This window comes from Tepidanaerobacter syntrophicus (assembly GCF_001485475.2).
Lineage (GTDB): Bacteria > Bacillota > Thermosediminibacteria > Thermosediminibacterales > Tepidanaerobacteraceae > Tepidanaerobacter > Tepidanaerobacter syntrophicus.
Genome location: NZ_DF977003.1, coordinates 74,025 through 93,816, shown reverse-complemented (window position 1 = coordinate 93,816; position 19,792 = coordinate 74,025). Strand labels below are relative to the sequence as shown.

The 19,792-nt window shown below is 36.8% G+C and carries 16 protein-coding genes and 1 pseudogene; 3 read left to right on the top strand and 14 right to left on the bottom strand.

The window, feature by feature from the left end:
• Positions 1–11 precede the first annotated feature (11 nt).
• From TSYNT_RS09335 to TSYNT_RS09275, 13 genes and pseudogenes are all read right to left on the bottom strand, one after another.
• Positions 12–779: an SDR family NAD(P)-dependent oxidoreductase gene (locus TSYNT_RS09335; RefSeq protein ID WP_059033417.1), complete on the bottom strand. Its 768-nt coding sequence runs from the start codon at positions 777–779 to the stop codon at positions 12–14.
• Between the two features lie 180 nt (positions 780–959).
• On the bottom strand, positions 960–2,942 hold the full coding sequence (locus TSYNT_RS09330) for a sigma-54-dependent Fis family transcriptional regulator (protein ID WP_059033415.1): 1,983 nt from the start codon (positions 2,940–2,942) through the stop codon (positions 960–962).
• Between the two features lie 300 nt (positions 2,943–3,242).
• The gene (locus TSYNT_RS09325; protein WP_059033413.1) at positions 3,243–4,085 is read right to left on the bottom strand and encodes an SDR family NAD(P)-dependent oxidoreductase; all 843 of its coding nucleotides are present in this window, start codon (positions 4,083–4,085) and stop codon (positions 3,243–3,245) included.
• A 68-nt stretch (positions 4,086–4,153) separates the two neighbouring features.
• Positions 4,154–4,930 carry an SDR family NAD(P)-dependent oxidoreductase gene (locus TSYNT_RS09320; RefSeq protein ID WP_059033411.1) on the bottom strand — a complete coding sequence of 259 codons (777 nt, stop codon included), beginning with the start codon at positions 4,928–4,930 and terminating at the stop codon, positions 4,154–4,156.
• Positions 4,931–5,355: 425 nt separating this feature from the next.
• Positions 5,356–5,810 (bottom strand): annotated as a pseudogene (gene tnpA / locus TSYNT_RS09315) (IS200/IS605 family transposase).
• A 189-nt stretch (positions 5,811–5,999) separates the two neighbouring features.
• A complete protein-coding gene (gene gatB / locus TSYNT_RS09310; RefSeq protein ID WP_059033410.1) occupies positions 6,000–7,424 on the bottom strand; it encodes an Asp-tRNA(Asn)/Glu-tRNA(Gln) amidotransferase subunit GatB in 1,425 nt (474 codons plus the stop codon).
• Between the two features lie 3 nt (positions 7,425–7,427).
• Positions 7,428–8,891 carry an Asp-tRNA(Asn)/Glu-tRNA(Gln) amidotransferase subunit GatA gene (gene gatA / locus TSYNT_RS09305; RefSeq protein ID WP_114272615.1) on the bottom strand — a complete coding sequence of 488 codons (1,464 nt, stop codon included), beginning with the start codon at positions 8,889–8,891 and terminating at the stop codon, positions 7,428–7,430.
• A 25-nt stretch (positions 8,892–8,916) separates the two neighbouring features.
• The gene (gene gatC / locus TSYNT_RS09300) at positions 8,917–9,207 is read right to left on the bottom strand and encodes an Asp-tRNA(Asn)/Glu-tRNA(Gln) amidotransferase subunit GatC (RefSeq protein ID WP_059033406.1); all 291 of its coding nucleotides are present in this window, start codon (positions 9,205–9,207) and stop codon (positions 8,917–8,919) included.
• A gap of 107 nt (positions 9,208–9,314) precedes the next feature.
• Complete coding sequence (locus tag TSYNT_RS09295) at positions 9,315–9,998, bottom strand: DUF6391 domain-containing protein (RefSeq protein ID WP_059033404.1); 684 nt, start codon at positions 9,996–9,998, stop codon at positions 9,315–9,317.
• Positions 9,999–10,132: 134 nt separating this feature from the next.
• On the bottom strand, positions 10,133–12,061 hold the full coding sequence (locus TSYNT_RS09290; RefSeq protein ID WP_059033402.1) for an oxidoreductase: 1,929 nt from the start codon (positions 12,059–12,061) through the stop codon (positions 10,133–10,135).
• Between the two features lie 694 nt (positions 12,062–12,755).
• A complete protein-coding gene (locus TSYNT_RS09285) occupies positions 12,756–13,211 on the bottom strand; it encodes a DIP1984 family protein (RefSeq protein WP_059033401.1) in 456 nt (151 codons plus the stop codon).
• 151 nt (positions 13,212–13,362) lie between these two features.
• A complete protein-coding gene (locus tag TSYNT_RS09280) occupies positions 13,363–14,841 on the bottom strand; it encodes a hypothetical protein (RefSeq protein WP_059033399.1) in 1,479 nt (492 codons plus the stop codon).
• The gene (locus TSYNT_RS09275; protein WP_059033397.1) at positions 14,828–15,364 is read right to left on the bottom strand and encodes an RNA polymerase sigma factor; all 537 of its coding nucleotides are present in this window, start codon (positions 15,362–15,364) and stop codon (positions 14,828–14,830) included. Before TSYNT_RS09275 ends, TSYNT_RS09280 begins: the two co-directional genes overlap by 14 nt.
• 315 nt (positions 15,365–15,679) lie before the next feature.
• Between TSYNT_RS09275 and TSYNT_RS09270 the strand changes: the two genes are divergently transcribed.
• Together TSYNT_RS09270 and TSYNT_RS09265 are read left to right on the top strand one after the other, a co-directional pair.
• Complete coding sequence (locus TSYNT_RS09270; protein ID WP_059033395.1) at positions 15,680–16,240, top strand: sigma-70 family RNA polymerase sigma factor; 561 nt, start codon at positions 15,680–15,682, stop codon at positions 16,238–16,240.
• A gap of 2 nt (positions 16,241–16,242) precedes the next feature.
• Positions 16,243–17,217: a DUF4367 domain-containing protein gene (locus TSYNT_RS09265; protein WP_059033393.1), complete on the top strand. Its 975-nt coding sequence runs from the start codon at positions 16,243–16,245 to the stop codon at positions 17,215–17,217.
• Between the two features lie 161 nt (positions 17,218–17,378).
• Here TSYNT_RS09265 and TSYNT_RS09260 read toward each other — a convergent pair whose 3' ends face one another.
• Positions 17,379–18,761, bottom strand: coding sequence for an APC family permease (locus TSYNT_RS09260; RefSeq protein WP_059033391.1), 1,383 nt, complete (start codon positions 18,759–18,761; stop codon positions 17,379–17,381).
• Between the two features lie 212 nt (positions 18,762–18,973).
• On the opposite strand from TSYNT_RS09260, the gene TSYNT_RS09255 reads away from it, so the two are divergent.
• Positions 18,974–19,714, top strand: coding sequence for a Crp/Fnr family transcriptional regulator (locus TSYNT_RS09255; protein WP_059033389.1), 741 nt, complete (start codon positions 18,974–18,976; stop codon positions 19,712–19,714).
• Positions 19,715–19,792 lie beyond the last annotated feature (78 nt).

Below are 19,792 nucleotides of genomic sequence, written 5' to 3'. Positions count from 1 at the left end.
GCCTCCTAATGTCACCACACTGTATATCCTCCGTCGACAGTAATGACTTCACCAGTCACATAAGAAGCTTCATCTGACGCAAGATATATAGCTGCTCCAGTTATTTCTTCAGGTTCGCCAAACCTACTCATTGGTGTTTTTGATATTAAATCATTATATATTTTTTCTGAATTCATGACTCCGGCTGTCAAGTCTGTTTTCACATAGCCGGGTGCTATAGCATTTACTCTAATCCCATATTTAACCCAATCTAGTGCAAGCACCTTTGTAAGTTGAATCACTCCTCCTTTTGCAGCACAATAAGCAGCTTGACGTAAAAGGCCTACTTTCCCACCCACAGAAGCAATATTGATTATTGTTCCGCTAACATTCTTGTCAATCATTATTTTTCCGACTTCATTAGAACATATAAACACTCCTGTAAGATTAGTATTTATAATTTGGTTCCATTCCTCTAGTGATGTTTTTTCTGCACTCTTTAAGATAGGGCTTATTCCTGCTCCGTTTATTAATATATCTATTTTATCAAAAGTTTTAATTACTTTTTCTATCATGAATTTAACGCTACTTTCATCACTTACATCGGTAGTTATTGACAAAGTTCTTCTTCCCAGGTTTTCTATTAGGTTGCACACTTCGTCAACGGCTGCCTTTGTCCGGCTAACAGGTACTACATCAGCTCCTGCTTCTGCTAATCCCAACGAAATGGCTTTTCCAATCCCTCGACTACCACCTGTAACTATGGCTACTTTATTTTCCAAATTAAATTTTGATGTCATTTTTATCGTTTCCTTTTCTTATTAGTATTTGTCTAATAATTTTAATAAGCAAAATTTGTGCCAATGAACTCATGAATTATTAAGTTAAAATACGAGGAAAGTATATACTTTCCTCGTATTTTAACTTAATAATTCATGTATTAAATTGCTACATTGTTCTATTGTGCTACACAACATATGCTACAATTCTCTATACACCTTTTTTTCTTCGATCAAACCATATTTTGACATTTTGCGATATAGTGTCGATCTTGCAACTCCCAACTCTTTAGCTACTTGGCTTATATTCCCCTTTTTATTTTTTAAAAGTTTCATAATCAATTGTTTTTCATAAATTGCTATGGGCTCACTATTTTCTTTATTTAAAGAAGTGTTTGTCTGTTCACTCAAATATGCAGGTAAATGCTCTAGTTTCAGCTTAGAACCATCGCACATATTTATTGCTCTCTCCACTACATTTTGAAGTTCTCTTACATTTCCAGGCCATGAATGACACTTTAAAATATTCCATATTCTCTCATCAATTTCATATATTTTCTTTCCCATCTGTTTTTCTTTCTTTTTTAAGAAATGCAAAAAAAGTAGTTCAAGATCTTCTAAGCGTTCTCTTAAAGGAACAAGATTTATGGTTATAACATTTAATCTGAAAAACAAATCTTCTCTAAAATTACCAAGTTTAACTTCTTTTATTAAATCACGATTCGTAGCAGCAATAATCCTCACATTTACAGGTATTACGGAATTTCCTCCTATACGGGTTATAGTCTTTTGTTCAATTACTCTTAATAAATTTGACTGCAATTCAGGCGGCATATCCCCTATTTCATCTAAGAAAATAGTCCCAGTTTCAGCGAGTTCAAACTTTCCTGGATTACCACCACGTCTTGCCCCTGTAAAAGCTCCTTCGACATATCCAAAAAGTTCGCTACCAATCAGATCTTTTGGAACTGCTCCGCAATTTAGCACCACAAACGGACCTTTTGCTCGACAACTGGCATTATGAATTGCTTGTGCTAAAACATCTTTCCCGGTACCGCTTTCTCCTAAAAGAAGCACTGTAGAATCGCTAGAAGCTGCTATATTAGCAATGTGTAAGCACTCTTTAAATTTTGGAGAATTCCCCAATAAATCCTCAAAGGTGACTTTAGCTGTAGCACCGCTCATGCGCTGCGCTAATTGCCTCGCGCGAGATATTTTGTTAACTATCATAACATTGCCTTCATGGTGTCCTTCATTATCTCTAATAGGCCGCGTTGTCACTACTGCCTTTGTGTTACTGTGTTCATTGCTTATATCGATTTCTTCATCGGTAATGTATTTATTTTTATTTAAGATGCTTTTGCAATCTTTTCCATTGCATTTAAAAACTTCATTAATATCTTTTCCTATCTCACTTTCGGCTTGAACTTTTAATATTTGGGCTGCTACTTGATTTATATGAATAATTTTGCCGTCTGCATTTGTAGCAATTATACCCTCTGAAATGGATTCCATTAAAGCTTCGCACAATCTATTAGTGCGATTGCGTTCCAGCCATATTTTTTGCATAGTAATCTGACGTTCCACTGCATCTGCTCCCGCCACAACCATTCCTAATGTATGGGGGTGCACATTCTCATAACGTCCGGTCATATCTAGTACTCCGATTATTTGACCGTCAGGATCATGAATAGGAGCAGCAGAACAAGTCCATTTATGGGAGCAAATACAATAATGCTCAAAACTAAAAATTTGTAAAGGTTTATTTGTAATAAGCACCGTCCCAATGCCATTAGTTCCTGCACTAATTTCGCTCCAATCAGCTCCAGGTATAAAATTACCATTTGCAATATCTTTGACTATGTCAGGGTCTCCTATCATTTCTAACAAAATACCGTTATTGTCAGAAATACTGATTATAAATCCTGAACTCATTACAAAGTTATATAACGTTTGCATAACCGGCCTGGCAATTTCCAACCAGTATTTATTTTTTTGCTTTATACTTTTTAAATTATCAGTATTTATAATATTTTCTACTAATTTTTGATATGGATTAACTCCTGCTTTTTTGCAGCGCAACCAAGATTCTCTTATCACTGTCCTCACTTTCTTGATATTCTTTTCGCTCCCATTGATAAAATCCTTCCAAATAGGTTTAAGCTCATCTGGAAGCAGTTCCATACTTTCCCTCCTAAATTTACTATTATTATTAAATATTTTAAGTAAAGATTATAAGTATCAATAGCTATTATTTAAGAATTCTATATTTCTATAAATATTCCTGCTTGTTACTGTATTTTTATATTTATATTATTGAATACAATTTTTTTGATTGTTTGTATTTAACCGCTTTAAGAAGCCCAATAATAAATGTTATTTAAAATAGAAAATATGTTCCCAAGATAACTAGCTTTTTGTCTAAGCTGTTTTTCTATAGGAACATATAATATGGTTGCCTTTATGAGGTTTTTTTACAAACTGTTAGTGGTATTCAATTCCACCATCAACATTGATATTCTGGCCAGTTATTTCACTAGCTTCATCAGAAGCTAAGAAGGCCACGACATTTGCTATATGTTCAGTAGTGGTAGGCCTTTTAAGGGCCGTTGACGCCATAACAGAAGCATCGTATACTTTCTTAGGTACATATAGTTCATCTTTGAATGGCGGTATATGCTCTGCTAGCCATTTATCAGTCACTTGCCACATTGGCGTCCAGACAAGTCCGGGATTAACCGCATTTACATTTATTCCATAAGGTCCAAGTGCTCTCGCAAGACCTTGAGTTGCATTAATTACCCCTGCTTTTGCAGCTGAATATGGAAATAGGGTTTCTGAACCTGTTACACCTGCAATAGAAGCGATATTTACGATTTTGCCATATTTTTGTTGTCTCATTATCGGTGCAGCCGCTTTACACATAAAAAATGTTCCTTTTAAATCTACATCCATAGTGGTGTCCCAATCTGCAATTTCATCAACATCATCTAAAAAATTGAGAAATCCAACTCCGGCACAATTTACCAAAATATCTAATCTACTAAATTCTTTAACCACTCGTTCAACAGCATTAAAAGTTTGATTGGTATTCCTTACATCTGCAGTAATCGCAAGAGATTTGCATCCTAATTTTTTTATTTCTCCCTCAACTTCTTTAAGATCTTCAAGTTTAGGTGGCACCCATTGAGGATTTTCCTTAATTTTTGAACAAATATCTAATACGGCAACATCTACCCCTTCTTTTGCAAGTCGTAGAGCGCACGCTTTTCCTATACCTCGAGCAGCCCCTGTGACTAATGCTACTTTACCTTTCATATTATACATGATCTTTTCTCCTTGTATCTTATTTAGTTTTAAAGCTCAAAACCTATAAAATACTACATAGTAATTCATTATCGAGCTGTCCAGCCACCGTCAACCGGTATTATAGCTCCTGTCAAATACGATGAATCATCAGATGCAAGAAATAGGGCAAGTTTAGCAACTTCTTCTGGTTCTCCCAGTCGACCTAATGGTGTCGATGTTTGAAAGTATTTTTGCACTTCTGGATTTGCTATAGCTCCGGCAATCATTGGAGTATTGATTGCTCCAGGACATATGCAATTGACTCTTATGTTCTTCGGGCCATAGTCAGATGCTAAAACGCGGGTAAGCGAAATAACCCCTCCTTTCGCAGCTGTATAAGCATCGGCTCCAGGCATAGCTACAAGTCCATTTATAGATGAGCAATTAATTATAGAGCCTTTTCCATTTTGAAGCATATGAGGAATAGTATACTTGCAGCACAGAAAAATACTAGTTAAATTCAATTCTAAAATTTTTGACCAGTCAGTCAGAGGTGTATTTAGGATATCAGCCATTGTGTACGGTGAAGAGTAACCATGGCTTGCATTGTTATATAAAACGTCTATTCTTCCATAAAGATTTATTACTTCATTTATAAGATTTTTAACTTCATCTTCTTTAGAAACGTCTGTTTCGATGTATCTTGCTTCATAACCTTTTTCTTGTATGTTTTCCGCTACTTCCTTTCCTATTGGTCTCTTGTATACTTCTTGGTAATCTGCTATTACAACTTTTGCTCCTTCCTTTGCGAATAATTCAGATGCAGCTTTCCCCATACCGCTGCCTCCTCCAGTGATTATAATCACCTTATTACTTAATAACATTTTTATCCCCCTTATTATTATTTTGGATAATTTAAAACTCAATAGTCATTAAAGAATCTGTCCCGGCTTTATTAAAAAATTGAACCACCTATCGTATTTTAGACACTAATGTCGATTAATAATGTAGTTTTGGTTAAAATTATTTTGCTACTTATTAATTATGCATGCAAAAATGATGCCAATGTAAGCAAAATTTCAAAATATTTGTATTCTGCTAATTAAAGCATTAAATTTTTTATATAGTGTTCTAATATGCAACAGATGTTTTATTTTTAAACAGAACACCAAAAATTATCTATTTGATCATAACCACCCGTTTAACGGGTGGTTTGCTCTAGCCCTGTAAGGACATTTACTGGCAGAGCCTTAAGGCTCATTGAATAATCTGCCAACCGCATGATTTTTTCAAACTACCCCTAAAGGGGTTATTTTTTCTTGTTTTTGTTTACCGCCTCACCCCTAAACGGGTCTATGTATTCCTTTAAACTTATTTGATCTGATGCTATGTCTTACTGTATTTGATTTCTTATATATTCCTCTATCGCCTTTTATTTCTACTAGCGGTATTTACATAATATCCTTTGCACCAGAATTGTCTGTTACCGTATCTGTACTTTAAATTTGCATGTCTGTCGAATATCATCAATGAACTTTTACCTTTTAGGCATCCCATAAAGCTTGATACGCTTAGCTTAGGTGGTATCGATACTAACATGTGTATATGATCGGGGCAGGCATTTGCTTCTATTATTTCTACCCCTTTATATTCACATAGTTTCCTCAATATTTTTCCGTAGATTATTTGCCTTCTATACTTTGGTGCAAATACTATATGATATTTGCAATTCCATTTTGTATGTGTGAGAGTATTATTATCCATAACAGATATTACCTCTCTTGATTTAATTTTGTTGTTGGCAAACCCGCTTTATTTTATCAGATGGAGGTGTTTTTTCTACTCATAGCTGTAAGCTTTTTAGAATACCACGGGCATAGCCCGTGGTATTCTAGTTACAGCAAAAATAAGCTGCTTTTTTAAAGCAGCTTATTAAAAAACTATTAGAGCTTATTAAATTTCTTTAAGCAATCTTGTAAGTATCGAGTTTACCATCTGGGGATTTGCTTTTCCTTTTGTCTCTTTCATTATTTGGCCCACAAGAAATGACATTGCTTTTTCTTTTCCGTTTTTGTAATCCTCAACAGATTTGGGGTTGTTTTCAATGACCTTTTTTGCTATATTTTCAAGTTCTGCCTCATCGGAAATCTGTATAAGATTTTTTTCCTTTACTATTTCTTCAGGGTTTTTGCCTGTTTTAAACATCTCTCTAAAAACATCTTTGGCTATTTTGCCGCTTATAATACCCTTATCAATCATTATTAGCATATCGGCAAGTTGTTTCGGTGTAAATTTCAGGTCTTTTATTCCTTCGCCGGTTTCATTCAAAACGTTCATTAATTCAACCATTATCCAGTTGCTGATTATTTTAGGATCATGATAATATTTTACAGTTTCCTCATAAAAATTCGCCAGGATTTTAGATGCAGTAATTATAGAGGCATCGTATTCCGGAAGGCCGTATTCTTTAATAAACCGCTCCTTTTTTACATTAGGAAGTTCCGGAATATGGTTTCGTATATCTTCTTTCCATTCATCACTGATAATAATTGGGGAAAGATTTGGCTCTGGAGAATAACGATTGCTTCCCTTACCACGCATAAAAATCGTGATTCCTTGCGCCTCGTCCCATCGGCGGGTTTCGCCATCGATTGTACCACCGTTTTCTAAAATATCTCTCTGGCGTTTTTCTTCAAATTCAATAGCTCTCCTAACAGCTCTCAGTGAACCTAAGTTTTTCACCTCAACTCTTGTTCCCAGTTGTTCTGAGCCTTCAGGTCTAAGAGAAATATTAATATCGCATCTCATGGAACCTTCTTCGATTTTGCAGTCTGAAACTTCTATATATTGAAGTATAGTCCTTAAATTGTTTAAATAAAGCCATGCTTCTTCTGCAGAACGCATATCAGGTTCTGATACTATTTCTATTAGAGGCATTCCTGCTCTGTTTAAATCTAAATGGGAATAAGATCCGCCTTCTTCATGAACCAGTTTGCCTGCGTCTTCTTCCATGTGCATTATTCTTATGCCGACTCGCTTTTTTTGGCCATTAGGCTCAATTTCTACATAGCCGTTTCGCGCAAGAGGTATGTAGAACTGAGATATCTGGTAGGCTTTTGGAAGGTCAGGATAAAAGTAGTTTTTCCTGTCAAACCTGGAAAAATCTGCTATCTGGCAATTTAACGCAAGTCCTGCTTTAGTCGCAAACTCAACAACGCTTTTATTCATAAGTGGAAGTGCTCCGGGCATCCCAAGGCAAATGGGACAGCAGTGGGTATTTGGATCTGCTGCAAATTCAGTGCTGCATCCACAAAATATTTTTGTTTTTGTAAAAAGTTCAACATGCACCTCAAGACCTATTACGCTTTCATATTTCATCGCTCAAACCATCCTCTCCTTGATACGCCTTGTGTGATAATCATTATTTTGTTCAAATGCATAGGCTACTTGCAATATTCCTGCCTCATCAAATGCTTTCCCTATAATTTGAAGACCTACAGGAAGCCCTTTGGAAAATCCGCAGGGTAGAGATATAGCCGGCAGACCTGCAAGATTTACTATTGAAACACACAGGTCATTCATATGCATTTTAAAAGGATCATCAGAGCTTTCGCCTATCTTAAATGCCGTAGTAGGAGTTGTGGGAGTTATTAAAAAATCATATTTTTTAAATGCTTCGTCAAAATCTTTCTTTATAATTGTCCTTATTTTTTGAGCTTTTAAGTAGTACTTGTCATAATATTTTTCGTCTGACAGATAAGTTCCGAGAATAATATGCCATTTTACATCAAAACCAAAGCCCTCGCCTCTAGTTTTTTTATAAAAATCTTTTAAGTCCTGATAATCGCTAGATGTTCTATATCCATACCTTATACCATCATACTGGCCGAGTTCCGAGCTCGCTTCAGCGGCCAAAGTTACAAGATAGGCGCTCATGGCGTACTCAGCATTTTTCAGGCTTATTTCTTCGCATATACATCCAAGATCTTCATAAACTTTAATCGCATTTAAAACAGCATCTTTTACGTCTTTACTAACTGCTTCATGGTATAAGAGTTCTTTTGGAATGCCTATTTTTAAACCCTTTACATCATTCTTGAGCTTTTGCAGATAGTTATCTACCGGAATATCAGATGAAGTAGGATCAAAACTATCTTGCCCTGCAATCGCAGAAAGTACAATGGCGCAATCTGTCACATTTTTTGTAATCGGTCCTATAGTATCCATTGTTGCCGCAAGGGATGCAACTCCAAATCTTGAAACTCTGCCGTAAGTAGGTTTAAGGCCAACAACTCCACAGTAAGAAGCGGGTTGTCTTACCGATCCTCCGGTGTCTGAGCCCAAAGCATAAATGCACTCATCGCTTGCCACTGCAGCTGCCGAGCCACCGGAAGAACCACCAGGCACTCGTGATAAATCCCATGGATTTTGTGTTGTATGGAAAAACGAAGTCTGAGTAGATGAACCGATTGCAAATTCATCCATGTTAGTTTTTCCTAAAATTATAGCATTCCTCTCTCTTAGTTTAGAAATTACAGTAGCGTCATATGGAGGCACAAAATTTTCCAGCATCCTTGAGCAGCATGTGGTCTTTAAGTTTTTTGTACATATATTGTCTTTTGCCGACATGGGAATTCCCGCTAGAGGATCTGTAAAATCAGCTTTTTCATCTGTCGATTTAGCTGATTTTAAAGCCCCTTCTTTGTCAATCGTAACATATGCCCCAATTTTGCTCTCGCATTCATCTATTCTATTTAATATATCTTCTGTCAGTTCTTGAGCTGTTATTTCTTTTTTCTTTAAAAGCTCATTTGCTTTTTTAATAGTAAGTTCATGAAGTTTCAAAACATTACCCCCGATCATATGTAACTTATTCTTCTATAATTCTTGGCACTAGGAAAAATCCCTTATCTTTTTCTGGTGCATTCGCTAAGGCCTTATCAACAGAAAGGCTGTCCCATATAGTATCTTCTCTGAAAACATTTTTGTCTGTTATCGGATAAACTGTCGGTTCAACTTCCTGAATATCTAGTTTACTTAGTGTTTCAAAAGATTGTTGCAACGAATCAAACTCTTCTGCAATTTTATTTCTCTCTTCTTGAGATAAAAAAATGTGGGCTACATCTGCCATACTTGAAATTGTTTCATCATCAATAAACACTGCTCTCACCTCTTATATTGTTTGCTTTAGAATGTATTTTATATTTTATCATACTTGCAAGCTAGCATACAATGTACCTTTACTCTTGCAAGAAATTTTTCGTGAACTTACTTAGCCTGATATGTCTTTATAAAATAGGAACGAGTTGGAGTAAATATGATTGTAAACGGAGAATTTCCATAAGGCGATTGCACATATATGTCTTGTATCGCCACATCGTCAACTTTGGGATATGTTGTAAAATATTTTTGCAAAACTCGACCAAAAGGCTTTGCCAGTATATTTGCGAGCAAAAAGGCCAAGATAACGTTTATCAAAGACAAATGATGTCCATAAAAAAGCACGATTATAAAGGCTAGAGAAAATAAGAAATTGGCTGCGGCAATGGAGGTTCCACACCTTGGATGTATAGCCAGATCTGTTTCTCCATTTATCATACGGAATTGAGCTTCCTTTACAGCGCTCATGACTTCATAAATAGGCGGAAGATCCGGCCCCGAAAGGGAAAAACCGTTAGAATATGCAAGTCCGCCGGCTTGCAGAGGTCTTCCATATCGCTGCTCAAGCACATTTATGGTTGCGTGCTCCAAACTATGATTTTTTCTGACTCTTCGATCTGTAGCAATCTTTATAATTTGCCACGGAATCGTAATTATATTATAGAAAGAGTTAAAAACAATAACATATGGAAGCAAAAATAAAAAGCCTATTCCAAGAAAAATCAGCATCGGCAAAAGCAAATAAGGAAAAAGTATGGCTAACATTAAAAATATCAGCAGTGATATGAGCATCGGAACAACCTCCTTGCGATTTATCTTATGTTATTATAACATATCCGGCAGATTGTGTGAAAAAAATAAATGCTTGGCAGGCACGCACTTATATAACCGCCAAGCATTTATTAATTTCAACTTCTCTTAAAAACCTATAGATTTATAGCTGCTTCATAACCTTCCGCTATAGCTTCCAATGCTTTTCTAGGCTTTTTAGCATCTCCTACAACATATACCTCATCTACTACACCCTTTATTGCCTCAGCAAGTTCATTTACCGGCGATGTTCCTACTGCTATAATTATTGTGTCAAATCCTGAAAGCGTCTTTTCTCCTTCAGGAGTCTCGATTATTGCACCATCCTGTGTTATCTCCTTAACTGGTGAATTAGTGATTATGTTTACTCCATGATGGAAAAATCTGTCCATTAAGAAGTATTTAGGACCAAGACCAATATCTTTTGCTATGTCATCTAACATTTCCACAATCGTAACCTTACGTCCATACTCTAGTAATAAATCAGTTGTTTCACAACCAACAATTCCACCGCCTATTACCAAAACATTTTTACCTGCTACTTTGTTAAATTCCAACACATCCTTGGCAGTCACAACATTTTCTTTATCAATTCCGGGGATGTTTGGTATTAGAGGTTTGCCGCCAGTGGCTACTATTACTGCGTCTGGTTTTAATTCTTTTACCAAATCTTTAGTAACCTCAGTATTCAGCCTCACATCTATATTGCTTTTTTCAACCTGAGTTACAAAATATTTTAATCCGCGGGATATTTCCTGTTTACCCGGAGGCACGCATGCAAGAAGGAATTGGCCTCCTAGTTCTCCTGATTTTTCGCAAAGGATAACTTCATGACCTTTAGATGATGCCGTAAGAGCTGCTTCAAGGCCGGCAGGTCCGCCCCCTGCAATAAGAACTTTTTTAGGATTTTCAACCTTTTCTCTCTTTATTTCAGCCTCTCTTCCTGCTTCCGGATTCATAAGGCAGGAAACTCCTCCGCCCGTCATTAAAAGTTTATCTATGCAGCCTTGATTGCAAGATATACACCAGCGTATATCATCGATTTTTCCATCTTTAATCTTATTTGGCAATTCAGGATCGCAAATCAAGCCCCTGCCAATAGCAATAATATCAGCTTTATTGTTTTCCAATACACTTTCTGCTATATACGGATCATTTAACTTTCCTACAACGATTACCGGCACATTTACAGCTTTTTTGATTTTAGCGGCAGCTTCCACATTAAGTCCCGGCTCAACTCCCATTGGAGCTATGAGATATGAAAATAGATTGTCATAGACTCCGGTAGATATGCTAAGACAATCTGCTCCAGCTTCTACTAGCATAGGCGCAATCGCTACAGATTCAGCTACTTTTCTGCCTCCCCACACTCTTTCATCTGCAGAATATCTAAATATAATGGGAAAATCCGGTCCCACTTCTTTTCTGACAGCTTTTATTATCTCTATTGCAAACCTCATCCTGCCTTCAAGATCACCGCCCCATTTATCACTTCTCCTGTTTGAATAAGCCGACATAAACTGAGCGATTAAATAGCCATGTGCCCCATGTATTTCTACAGCATCTAGTCCTGCTTCCTTTGCCCTCCTTGCTCCTTGCGCATAGTTGTCTATTGCTTGGTATATTTCTTCTTCTGTCATTACCGAAGGAATATCTTGGCAAAGGGGGCATGATATCTTAGATGGCGCCTTCGGCGGTTTAATGCCCTGATAAGATGCTTGGCGCCCGGGATGATGTAATTGGACACATAGTTTAGAACCTTCTTTATGTATCCTTTTTGCAAGTTTCTCCCATCCCGGAATCAGCCTATCATCGTATATGCCTAACATCCCCGGATCTGCTGTGTACGAGTCTATTTCCGTTACTTCAGTTTCAATCAAAGCAGCACCACCTCTTGCTCGTGCTGCATAATACTCTATATTTCTTTCCGATACACTATTGTCTTCATTAGCAAGTATTGTACCCATAGGTGGCATAACTATTCTGTTTTTAAGCTCCATTCTGTTAATCCTTATGGGTTTTAATAAGCAATCAAATGAACTCATAAATTTTTACCTCCATATCAATTTTATTATTAACACTTATTTAAGTATTCTATATTAATAGTAAAAATCCTGCAAAACTACCAGAAATTTAGTATCAAGTAAACTGATTATAATTATAGAATTTATTTTCAGTATCAGCTGCATCCTTTAAAATTTAAAATTAGGGTAAATTTTTTAAGACCTCTATGAACAGTTGATGTGCTGCATTTTCTGCCAGGCCTTTATCCCTTAAAAGGCATTGGCTATTTTAAGCATTGACGCCTTGTAATCCTTGTAAAGCAGTTTAGCTTCATAGCTATCGTCATCGCCTTTGTAAATTGTAGAACAAAAAAGTATATGCATCTGCTCTTATTTTAAAAGATGACATTTATAGATATATGGTTTTTTTCTTTCAAAGCCTCGATTTTGTCCATGATTTTGAAATAAAAAAGCCATAAACGAACAAACAATTCGTTTACAGCTCTAATAGAACATCTGATGCTCTAGATTCCCCTTACCCACCCTCGCTTTAAATTATAAATTAGTACATGGTAGTAACAATAACAATCTATTTGTACTGGTGTAACATTTATGGGCTTAAGTTGTTATATGTGGAATCGAACCACCGGCTTTGCCCCAAAGCCACCAGCAGTATAACTTTGACCTAGTTATAAGGTTTGTACTCACCTTTATAATTTACAGCTACCGACTTTGTTTAGATTAAGTCTATAGTCCAATTCAATCCTTGAATTTTAGTATCAAGCTCTCTATACTCTTTTGACAATTTATCTATTTGTTTTTGCAGTTCTTTTACATTTACCACACTAATATATTTAATTTCAGTTCTGGAATATCTATCTTGCTTTACACTGGCTGCCTCAGTTATATGTGATAAAACTAATCTTTTTTCCCACAGTTTATCTCTTTCCGCTAATGCGTCCGCTAAAGTCCATTCTTTGTTAAACTTTGTTGCATTGTTTGTCTTATTTATTCGTTTAATAATATCTGTCAATTCTAATAGGCAATCATCCAATTCCTCTAATAGAACTTCCGGTTCTTCACTTGGCTTTTCGCCTTCTTGAACCATTACATTATTTCTTAACCTATTTTTAAGTTGTTCTATTCTCTTTTGCAAATCTGATCTTAATATTAACGCCTCTGCCAGTTTCATAACACAGCCTCCCTTTAATAATGCCCGGATTTACCATTAACTTTCGCACAAATCCGTCTGTCGCAAGCCAGCGTTCTTTATAGTCAATGTAGTTATATAATATTATTCATTTCTTATACCGTCAAGCAAACTACAATTTTCCCCGTACATTTTAGTTTGATTGAACCGGAATACGGGTGTCGTTTATAATGACAGCAGTAACTGTGGCAACGTCAAGCGGAGCTTCTGTGTTCCAGTGCAAATTAAAGGTCTTTTTTTGGGAATTAAGACTTCCCCCGCCGCCATGTAGTGGAATAACGCCATCGGCAGTCTCAACTGCCATAGACATTCCGCTTGCCATACACTCTTCCCCAGTATAGGAACCGATGACTTGAAGTCCCAAAGGACTAAGGGTCATATGCTCAAAGAGATGGCCTTCAACAGGAATATCATTTGTAATGATGCGCATCTTGCGGCTTGTGTCACTCAGATTTACAGCTACCTTCCACCGGCCTTTTACACCGGAATAAACCGAGCCGGCATAGCAAAGGTTATAGCCATCAAGTTCCTCGGTGTCTATAGAAAAGATAGCTTCTTCGTATCTATATGCCGCATCCCCGTAGTCGCTTTCTTCCAAGTCTAGCAGGCGGCAGTCCTTATCGCCGTAAAGATCCAATACATAGTCCGGGTTAATGAAGTAACCGTCTGGGGTTTTAAGATTTAGATTGGGGTCTGTGCTGCCGAACTCTTTATGAAGAAGCTTGCCTGTCTGAACATGCAGTTTTCCATCGATAATACCAATGTTTGAAATCCATTGGTCGGCTTCCCCGTGGGGCATGGGAGCATAATTGCCGGGAGCAAGGACCGTTGTCAGTTCGTCAAGGTCGTCCGGTAAGTCTGAGCTGCCCCTGCCCCAAACGAGGTCGTCCGGCAAGTCTGAGCCGCCCCAAATCTGGCCTCTGCGTATGGATACAGTTTCAGCCTCCTTAATGTCCGACAGGGATATAGAAATCGGCTCCTCATATGACCTTTTATCAAAATATATAAGAAAGCTGCCTAATTCCAACGGATCGGACAGCGGTGAATCCGCATCGGCTGTAATAGTGAATTCATAATATATGGTATTGGTTTCCTCGTCAAAGTAGAGCATTTTTTGCCCATAGCCGAAGCTGGCGACAATTTCGTCTGTTTGGCCCTTTGCTTCCTCTTGCGCCTGCGTATTCATTTTCACGGTAAACCCGTCCTGGAAATCGGTTTGCTCAGTCAGTCGGTTTTGTCCGCTTATATCTTGAAGCGACAGATAAACAACCGCCATATTGTCATACTTTTGTGCGCCAATGACTTCCATACGGATTCCCTGATCTTCACAATATGCCTCAACAGGTTCTGCAATCTCGCCAAAGGATGGGTTGAATCTTTTGATAAACCAATCAAAACCACCCTGAGCTGCAACTGCCACCGTGACAAACAGCATCACTGACATAACTACCGCTATAGCTGCAGTCATAGGCTGGCGCATTCGGCGCTGTATGGTGTTAGAAGCTTCTTCATTCAATCGCCTTTTAACCTGTTCGGCAAGCTTGCTTTCATCAACAGTGATTTGCGAAAGTGCATCATGTATATCTTGTTCGTTCTTATCAAATGTACTCATGTTTTGTCTCCTTTCCATATTGCCCGGCGGTCAGGTAGGCCGCCAGCTTATTTTTTGCCCGCTCGTATCGCTTGCGCAAAGCAGTAGGAGAACACCCTAACAGTTGGGAAAGTTCTTCATAGCTCAATTCTTCCATTATCCGCCCATAAAGCAGGGCCCGTTCTTTTGGTTTAAGTCGCCGTAGGGCACAAAGTGTCTCGTCACTTAGACTTGTATCATCTATAGGCGAAACTGCTTGGGCACGGATTTCACTAAAACATAAAATTCTACGCTTTTTTAGTTGGTTTAGACTGCGATTATATGTAATTTTATACAACCATGCGGAAAGATTTTTGCCGTCAAAAGCTTTACGGTTTTGATAAGCTGAAAGAAAAACATCCTGCACCACGTTTTCCGCTTCATGGTAATCACACAGGATGGCAGTTGCATAGCGAAGAAGTTTTTCACCATAGAGATTGATTACTTCTTCCAGCTCATCCTCTCCACCGGCGGCAAACCGCTGTCCCAGATCTGTATCACTCATCCATTATCTCCTTTCACTTTTTATCAGTCGACTGTACCCTTATAACAATTCAAATAACGGTTTTGTGACATAAAATCGAAAACAATCTATATTTTTATATCGATATAGGTTGCAATTTCAGTATAAAGCTTAGTTTTATATATCATGCCTTACGTCATTTTTAATATATCATTTTCATCGATGCCGTGCTTTGAGTTGCAATCTTTGCCAACAAATTATTTTCTTTTTGTAATGAAATTAAATATTATTCGTATTAACATATAGAAAGACTTACTTAGCTAAGTAAAAATTGATTGGGAGGAGGAGAACAAAAATTTGCCGAAGCTCGCTTTAATCGATGCTCAATCTAAAAGAGAAATTCCGGAATTATTAGACATGGAAAAAGAATTTACCTATATTTTTGAAACTTATTACAAAAAGGTGTTTAACTTCGTATACTATCGAGTAAATCAATACTATACGGCAGAAGATTTAACCAGCCAAATATTTGAAAAAGTAATGATTAAGATAAATACCTATGATGAAACTAAATCTCCTTTCGAAGTATGGCTATTTGCTATAGCCAGAAATACAGTAAATGATTATTTCAGGAACCTGCAAAACCGTAAATTCTTACCTATTGATTCAATCAAGAATTTAATATCAAAGAAAAAAACTCCTGAAGATATTGTGGAAATAGCTGAAACCAATGATGAACTTTTAAAGGCCCTAAGTATTTTAGATGAAAGAGAAAGAAGCATAGTAGCACTTAAATTCGGTGCAGGTTTAAAAAATGTAGAAATTTCAAAGGTGTTAGGTCTTACAGAAAACAATGTCGGGGTGATACTTTTTCGCACTATGAAGAAATTGAAAAAAGAATTAGAAAGGATGGGATAATCTTGGAGAAAAAGAGACTTGAAGACATGTTTTCTACGGACATAGATGCTTATTTAAAGGGCATAAAGCGATTAGACAGTAAGCAATCTGAAGAATACATTAAGCTTTTGGAATTGGGTAAAACAATGGCAGATAAGGATTTTAGCAAGGACAGCGATAAACAAAAAGTCTTTGAAAGAGTTTTGAGAAATATTAATGAACAAAAAGGGAGAGAAGATACTTTGAAAAAGTCAAATAAAACTAAAAGTATTGTCACTAAAGTTGCGTCATTTGCGCTTGTATGTGTTTTGGGATTTTCCTTGATGCAAACATCTTTTGCCCAAGGAGTAGTTGACAAGATAGTAAGGACTATATCCCTTGGACATATAACAATTCTAGAAAGTGAACCTTCTGACATAAAATCAGTGCCTGTCCCCGATAAATTAAAAGGCAAGATTTTTGATAAGGATGGCAATCCATTAGAAGTGCTTTCAACTGAACATGCCGACGAAATATATACCGTTGATGGCGAAAGAATCGCTTACATTGATTCAGATGGAGATATAGTAACTAAAAGCGAGCACGAGAAGGCTAGGGCCGACGAGTGTCTGATAATAAAAGACCCCAACCAATTAAATAATTATACCTGTTTTGATATCAAGCTTCCAAGTTATTTACCTGAAGGTTATAAATTTACAGAGGCAGAATTTTTTAAAGACGAAAATGGCGTCGTAGAAAATAGCAAAGTCGTAGGACTGTATTTTGCAAATGAAGAAACGGGGAAATTTATCTACATGCAGCAGAGAGTTGCCGAGGAAGATGCAGGATATGTGACAGATGCGGTTAAGATTGAAGAATTAAAAATAAACGGTGTAGACGCCGTCCTGTATGATGATAGTAATCTTGACTGGGAATATAATGGCGTAATTTATATGCTGGTAGGCAGAGGCGAAATTGCCAAAGATGAACTTATAAAAATTGCAGAATCTATAAAATAATTTTGCAATACCTCTAACCATAAAACCCTCCCTTAAATTTTTATTAGTTGGGGAGGGTTTTATTTTACTTTCTTTATCACATAAAGCTTTAAATTTGGCTGCTTCGTCACCTTTTCATGTTAGCTTGTTAGCCTTACAAAATGTATTTAGGCACGATTTGACTAGTTTTTGTTAGCTAGCTCTTTTTTAGCGGCTTCTTCGCGAACAAGCCACGGCTGATATGGCGTTTTCATGTTTTGAACCATATCTACGCCTTTATTTTTAAGATATCTAATCCTGAAGTAAGTATAAGTACCAGCAGCAATATAAAATCCCACCATGAGCAGATAATTCTTAGGTTTCATTTGAGCCAAAACAGAGCTTCCCATGACGAGACAAAGAGCCGAGGCAACAAAAACAATTACACAGTTTATCCAATGAGGAATCCTTAGAAAAGATGTCTTGTATGAATTTGGAAAATACTTCGGCAGCATAAAAATCGAAGCGAATATAATTGGACTAAGCAGCAATCCGGGTATGGATGTTATATTGATCACATCGGTTAAATTAAAACCGAAAACCATTGCCAAAATTGCAATAAGAGAATTTAACCAAATAGAATTTGCCGGAGCATTGTATTTATTAAGCTTCATAATGCTTTCAGGGAATAAGCCGTCTCTTGCAGCAGCAAAATGGGAACGTGAAAACATTAAAATACATGAATTAATACTCGTTACAACTGCTAAGAGAGCTCCACCCGCTATAAAGAATGTCAGCATGCCAGGACTCATAAATTTGCCTGCGACAGTTGCCAGGTTATCAATTTTATAAAAATCTGGCATCACGCCAATTGTTACATAAGCCATAGATGCATAAATAATAGCTGTTAAAAATGTGCTTATTAAAAAAGCTATAGGGATATTTTTGCCTGGGTTTTCAATTTCATCGGCAATATACATAAGAGCGTTAGCTCCTATCAAACTGCCATGCATAATACCCATAGCCGCCCACATTTTGGTAAGTTCAAATGTTGATGTAATAACCTCCTTAAGAGATACCACTGTATGGCCCCAACCACCGAAAATATAAGTGCCGATTGCCGCCAAAAGCACAAATACACATACATTTTGGACCCATGCAGATATTTGGATACCATAGCAAGTAATAATTGTGAAAATTATCGTAATAACAACCGCTATCAGAACCTCGGGTATTGACGGAAAGAGCATTGCAAAATAGGTTGAAAATGTAAGTGCCATCGTAGCAACTTTCATAGGGCCAATAGCTAACTGATTGAATGCATGGATAATTCCCAAATATGGATGAACAAGACGAGTAAGATGCATATAAGATGCCCCATTTGCTGGCAGAACAGAAATTAGCACCATTTCAGGAAGCGTTTTTAGAAAAACAAAAATAGCAGCTAAGATAAATCCCAAGACAATTCCATTACCACCTATGATCTTAATTGCTATAGGCGTTGTCGCAAATATGCTAGCGCCAATTATACTGCCTATGCCCATCATCACACAGGAAAAAAGTGACATCTTCTTTACTTCATTCACACTATTCACTCCCCCTTTAATAATTTACGGATAATTTATTTTTATTTTATAATACTTAGTATTTTACATCTGTCAGCTAGGAGACAATAATATAAAATTTAACATTATTGAGAAGATTGCTCAATTGAAAATTTTTTAGTGTATGATATGATGTTTATAGATAATTTTTAAGTTGGTATTCTTCGGGATTGGTTAGGGGAGGAGGTGTATGATTGGAATATAATTTCCCATCGCTTGCAAATGGCTTTGATAAAAAACTAAAAAATGAAGAAATTGCAGTTTTTATAGCAAAAACGCCAATATTTGAAGGTGTTGAACTTAAAAATTTAAAAAGAGCGGCCGAAAATAGCCAGGTTCACCATTTTAGAAAAGGAAGTATCATTTTCCAAAAGGGCGAACCATCTAATTGGATGTATATTATACGAAAAGGTTCCATAGCTGAATTTGTTAGATATGGTTCAAGTGTTGATATTATAGTAAAAACCAGAAAGGCTTGCGATTATATTGGTGAAATGGGCATGCTGATTGATGAACCTTACACTTGCACTGCGGTTGCCATGGAAAACAGCACTCTCTATTCATTTTCTAAGGAAAAATTTTTGGAATTGGCATGGAGCACGCCTAAGATTTTACAGCATATCATTAGCCAGTTGATAGACCGTTTAAATAATTCATGTGAAAAATTTGTAAATGCTATGCACTTAGACGCTGAAGGCAGGCTTGCTTTTACGATAATTCAACTAGCAAATGACAAAGATACCGAAGGCGATAATATAAAGATAAATGTTACTCAAGACGAACTTGCAGCATCGTCCGGAATGGCACGGCAAACAGTGGCAAGCATACTAGGGCAGTGGCGTAAGCAAGGTTGGATTTTAACATCGCGTGGAAGTATAAGTGTTAAAAATCGTGACGCGCTGATGGATGTCATTGTCGATAGTGAATTAAAATAATTTCCGATATTTCAAATTGAACATTTAATTTTTTTAAGTATCTCTTAATTTTTTAAAAGGAGATACTTTTTTTATAAC

Excerpts from the sequence above, each read along its gene's own strand:
- TSYNT_RS09280 (WP_059033399.1), bottom strand. The coding sequence starts at position 14,841 with ATGAGTACATTTGATAAGAACGAACAAGATATACATGATGCACTTTCG.
- TSYNT_RS09320 (WP_059033411.1), bottom strand. The coding sequence starts at position 4,930 with ATGTTATTAAGTAATAAGGTGATTATAATCACTGGAGGAGGCAGCGGT.
- TSYNT_RS09325 (WP_059033413.1), bottom strand. The coding sequence starts at position 4,085 with ATGTATAATATGAAAGGTAAAGTAGCATTAGTCACAGGGGCTGCTCGA.
- gatB (WP_059033410.1), bottom strand. The coding sequence starts at position 7,424 with ATGAAATATGAAAGCGTAATAGGTCTTGAGGTGCATGTTGAACTTTTT.
- TSYNT_RS09335 (WP_059033417.1), bottom strand. The coding sequence starts at position 779 with ATGACATCAAAATTTAATTTGGAAAATAAAGTAGCCATAGTTACAGGT.
- TSYNT_RS09285 (WP_059033401.1), bottom strand. The coding sequence starts at position 13,211 with ATGAAACTGGCAGAGGCGTTAATATTAAGATCAGATTTGCAAAAGAGA.
- TSYNT_RS09275 (WP_059033397.1), bottom strand. The coding sequence starts at position 15,364 with ATGAGTGATACAGATCTGGGACAGCGGTTTGCCGCCGGTGGAGAGGAT.
- TSYNT_RS09290 (WP_059033402.1), bottom strand. The coding sequence starts at position 12,061 with ATGAGTTCATTTGATTGCTTATTAAAACCCATAAGGATTAACAGAATG.
- TSYNT_RS09330 (WP_059033415.1), bottom strand. The coding sequence starts at position 2,942 with ATGGAACTGCTTCCAGATGAGCTTAAACCTATTTGGAAGGATTTTATC.
- TSYNT_RS09295 (WP_059033404.1), bottom strand. The coding sequence starts at position 9,998 with ATGCTCATATCACTGCTGATATTTTTAATGTTAGCCATACTTTTTCCT.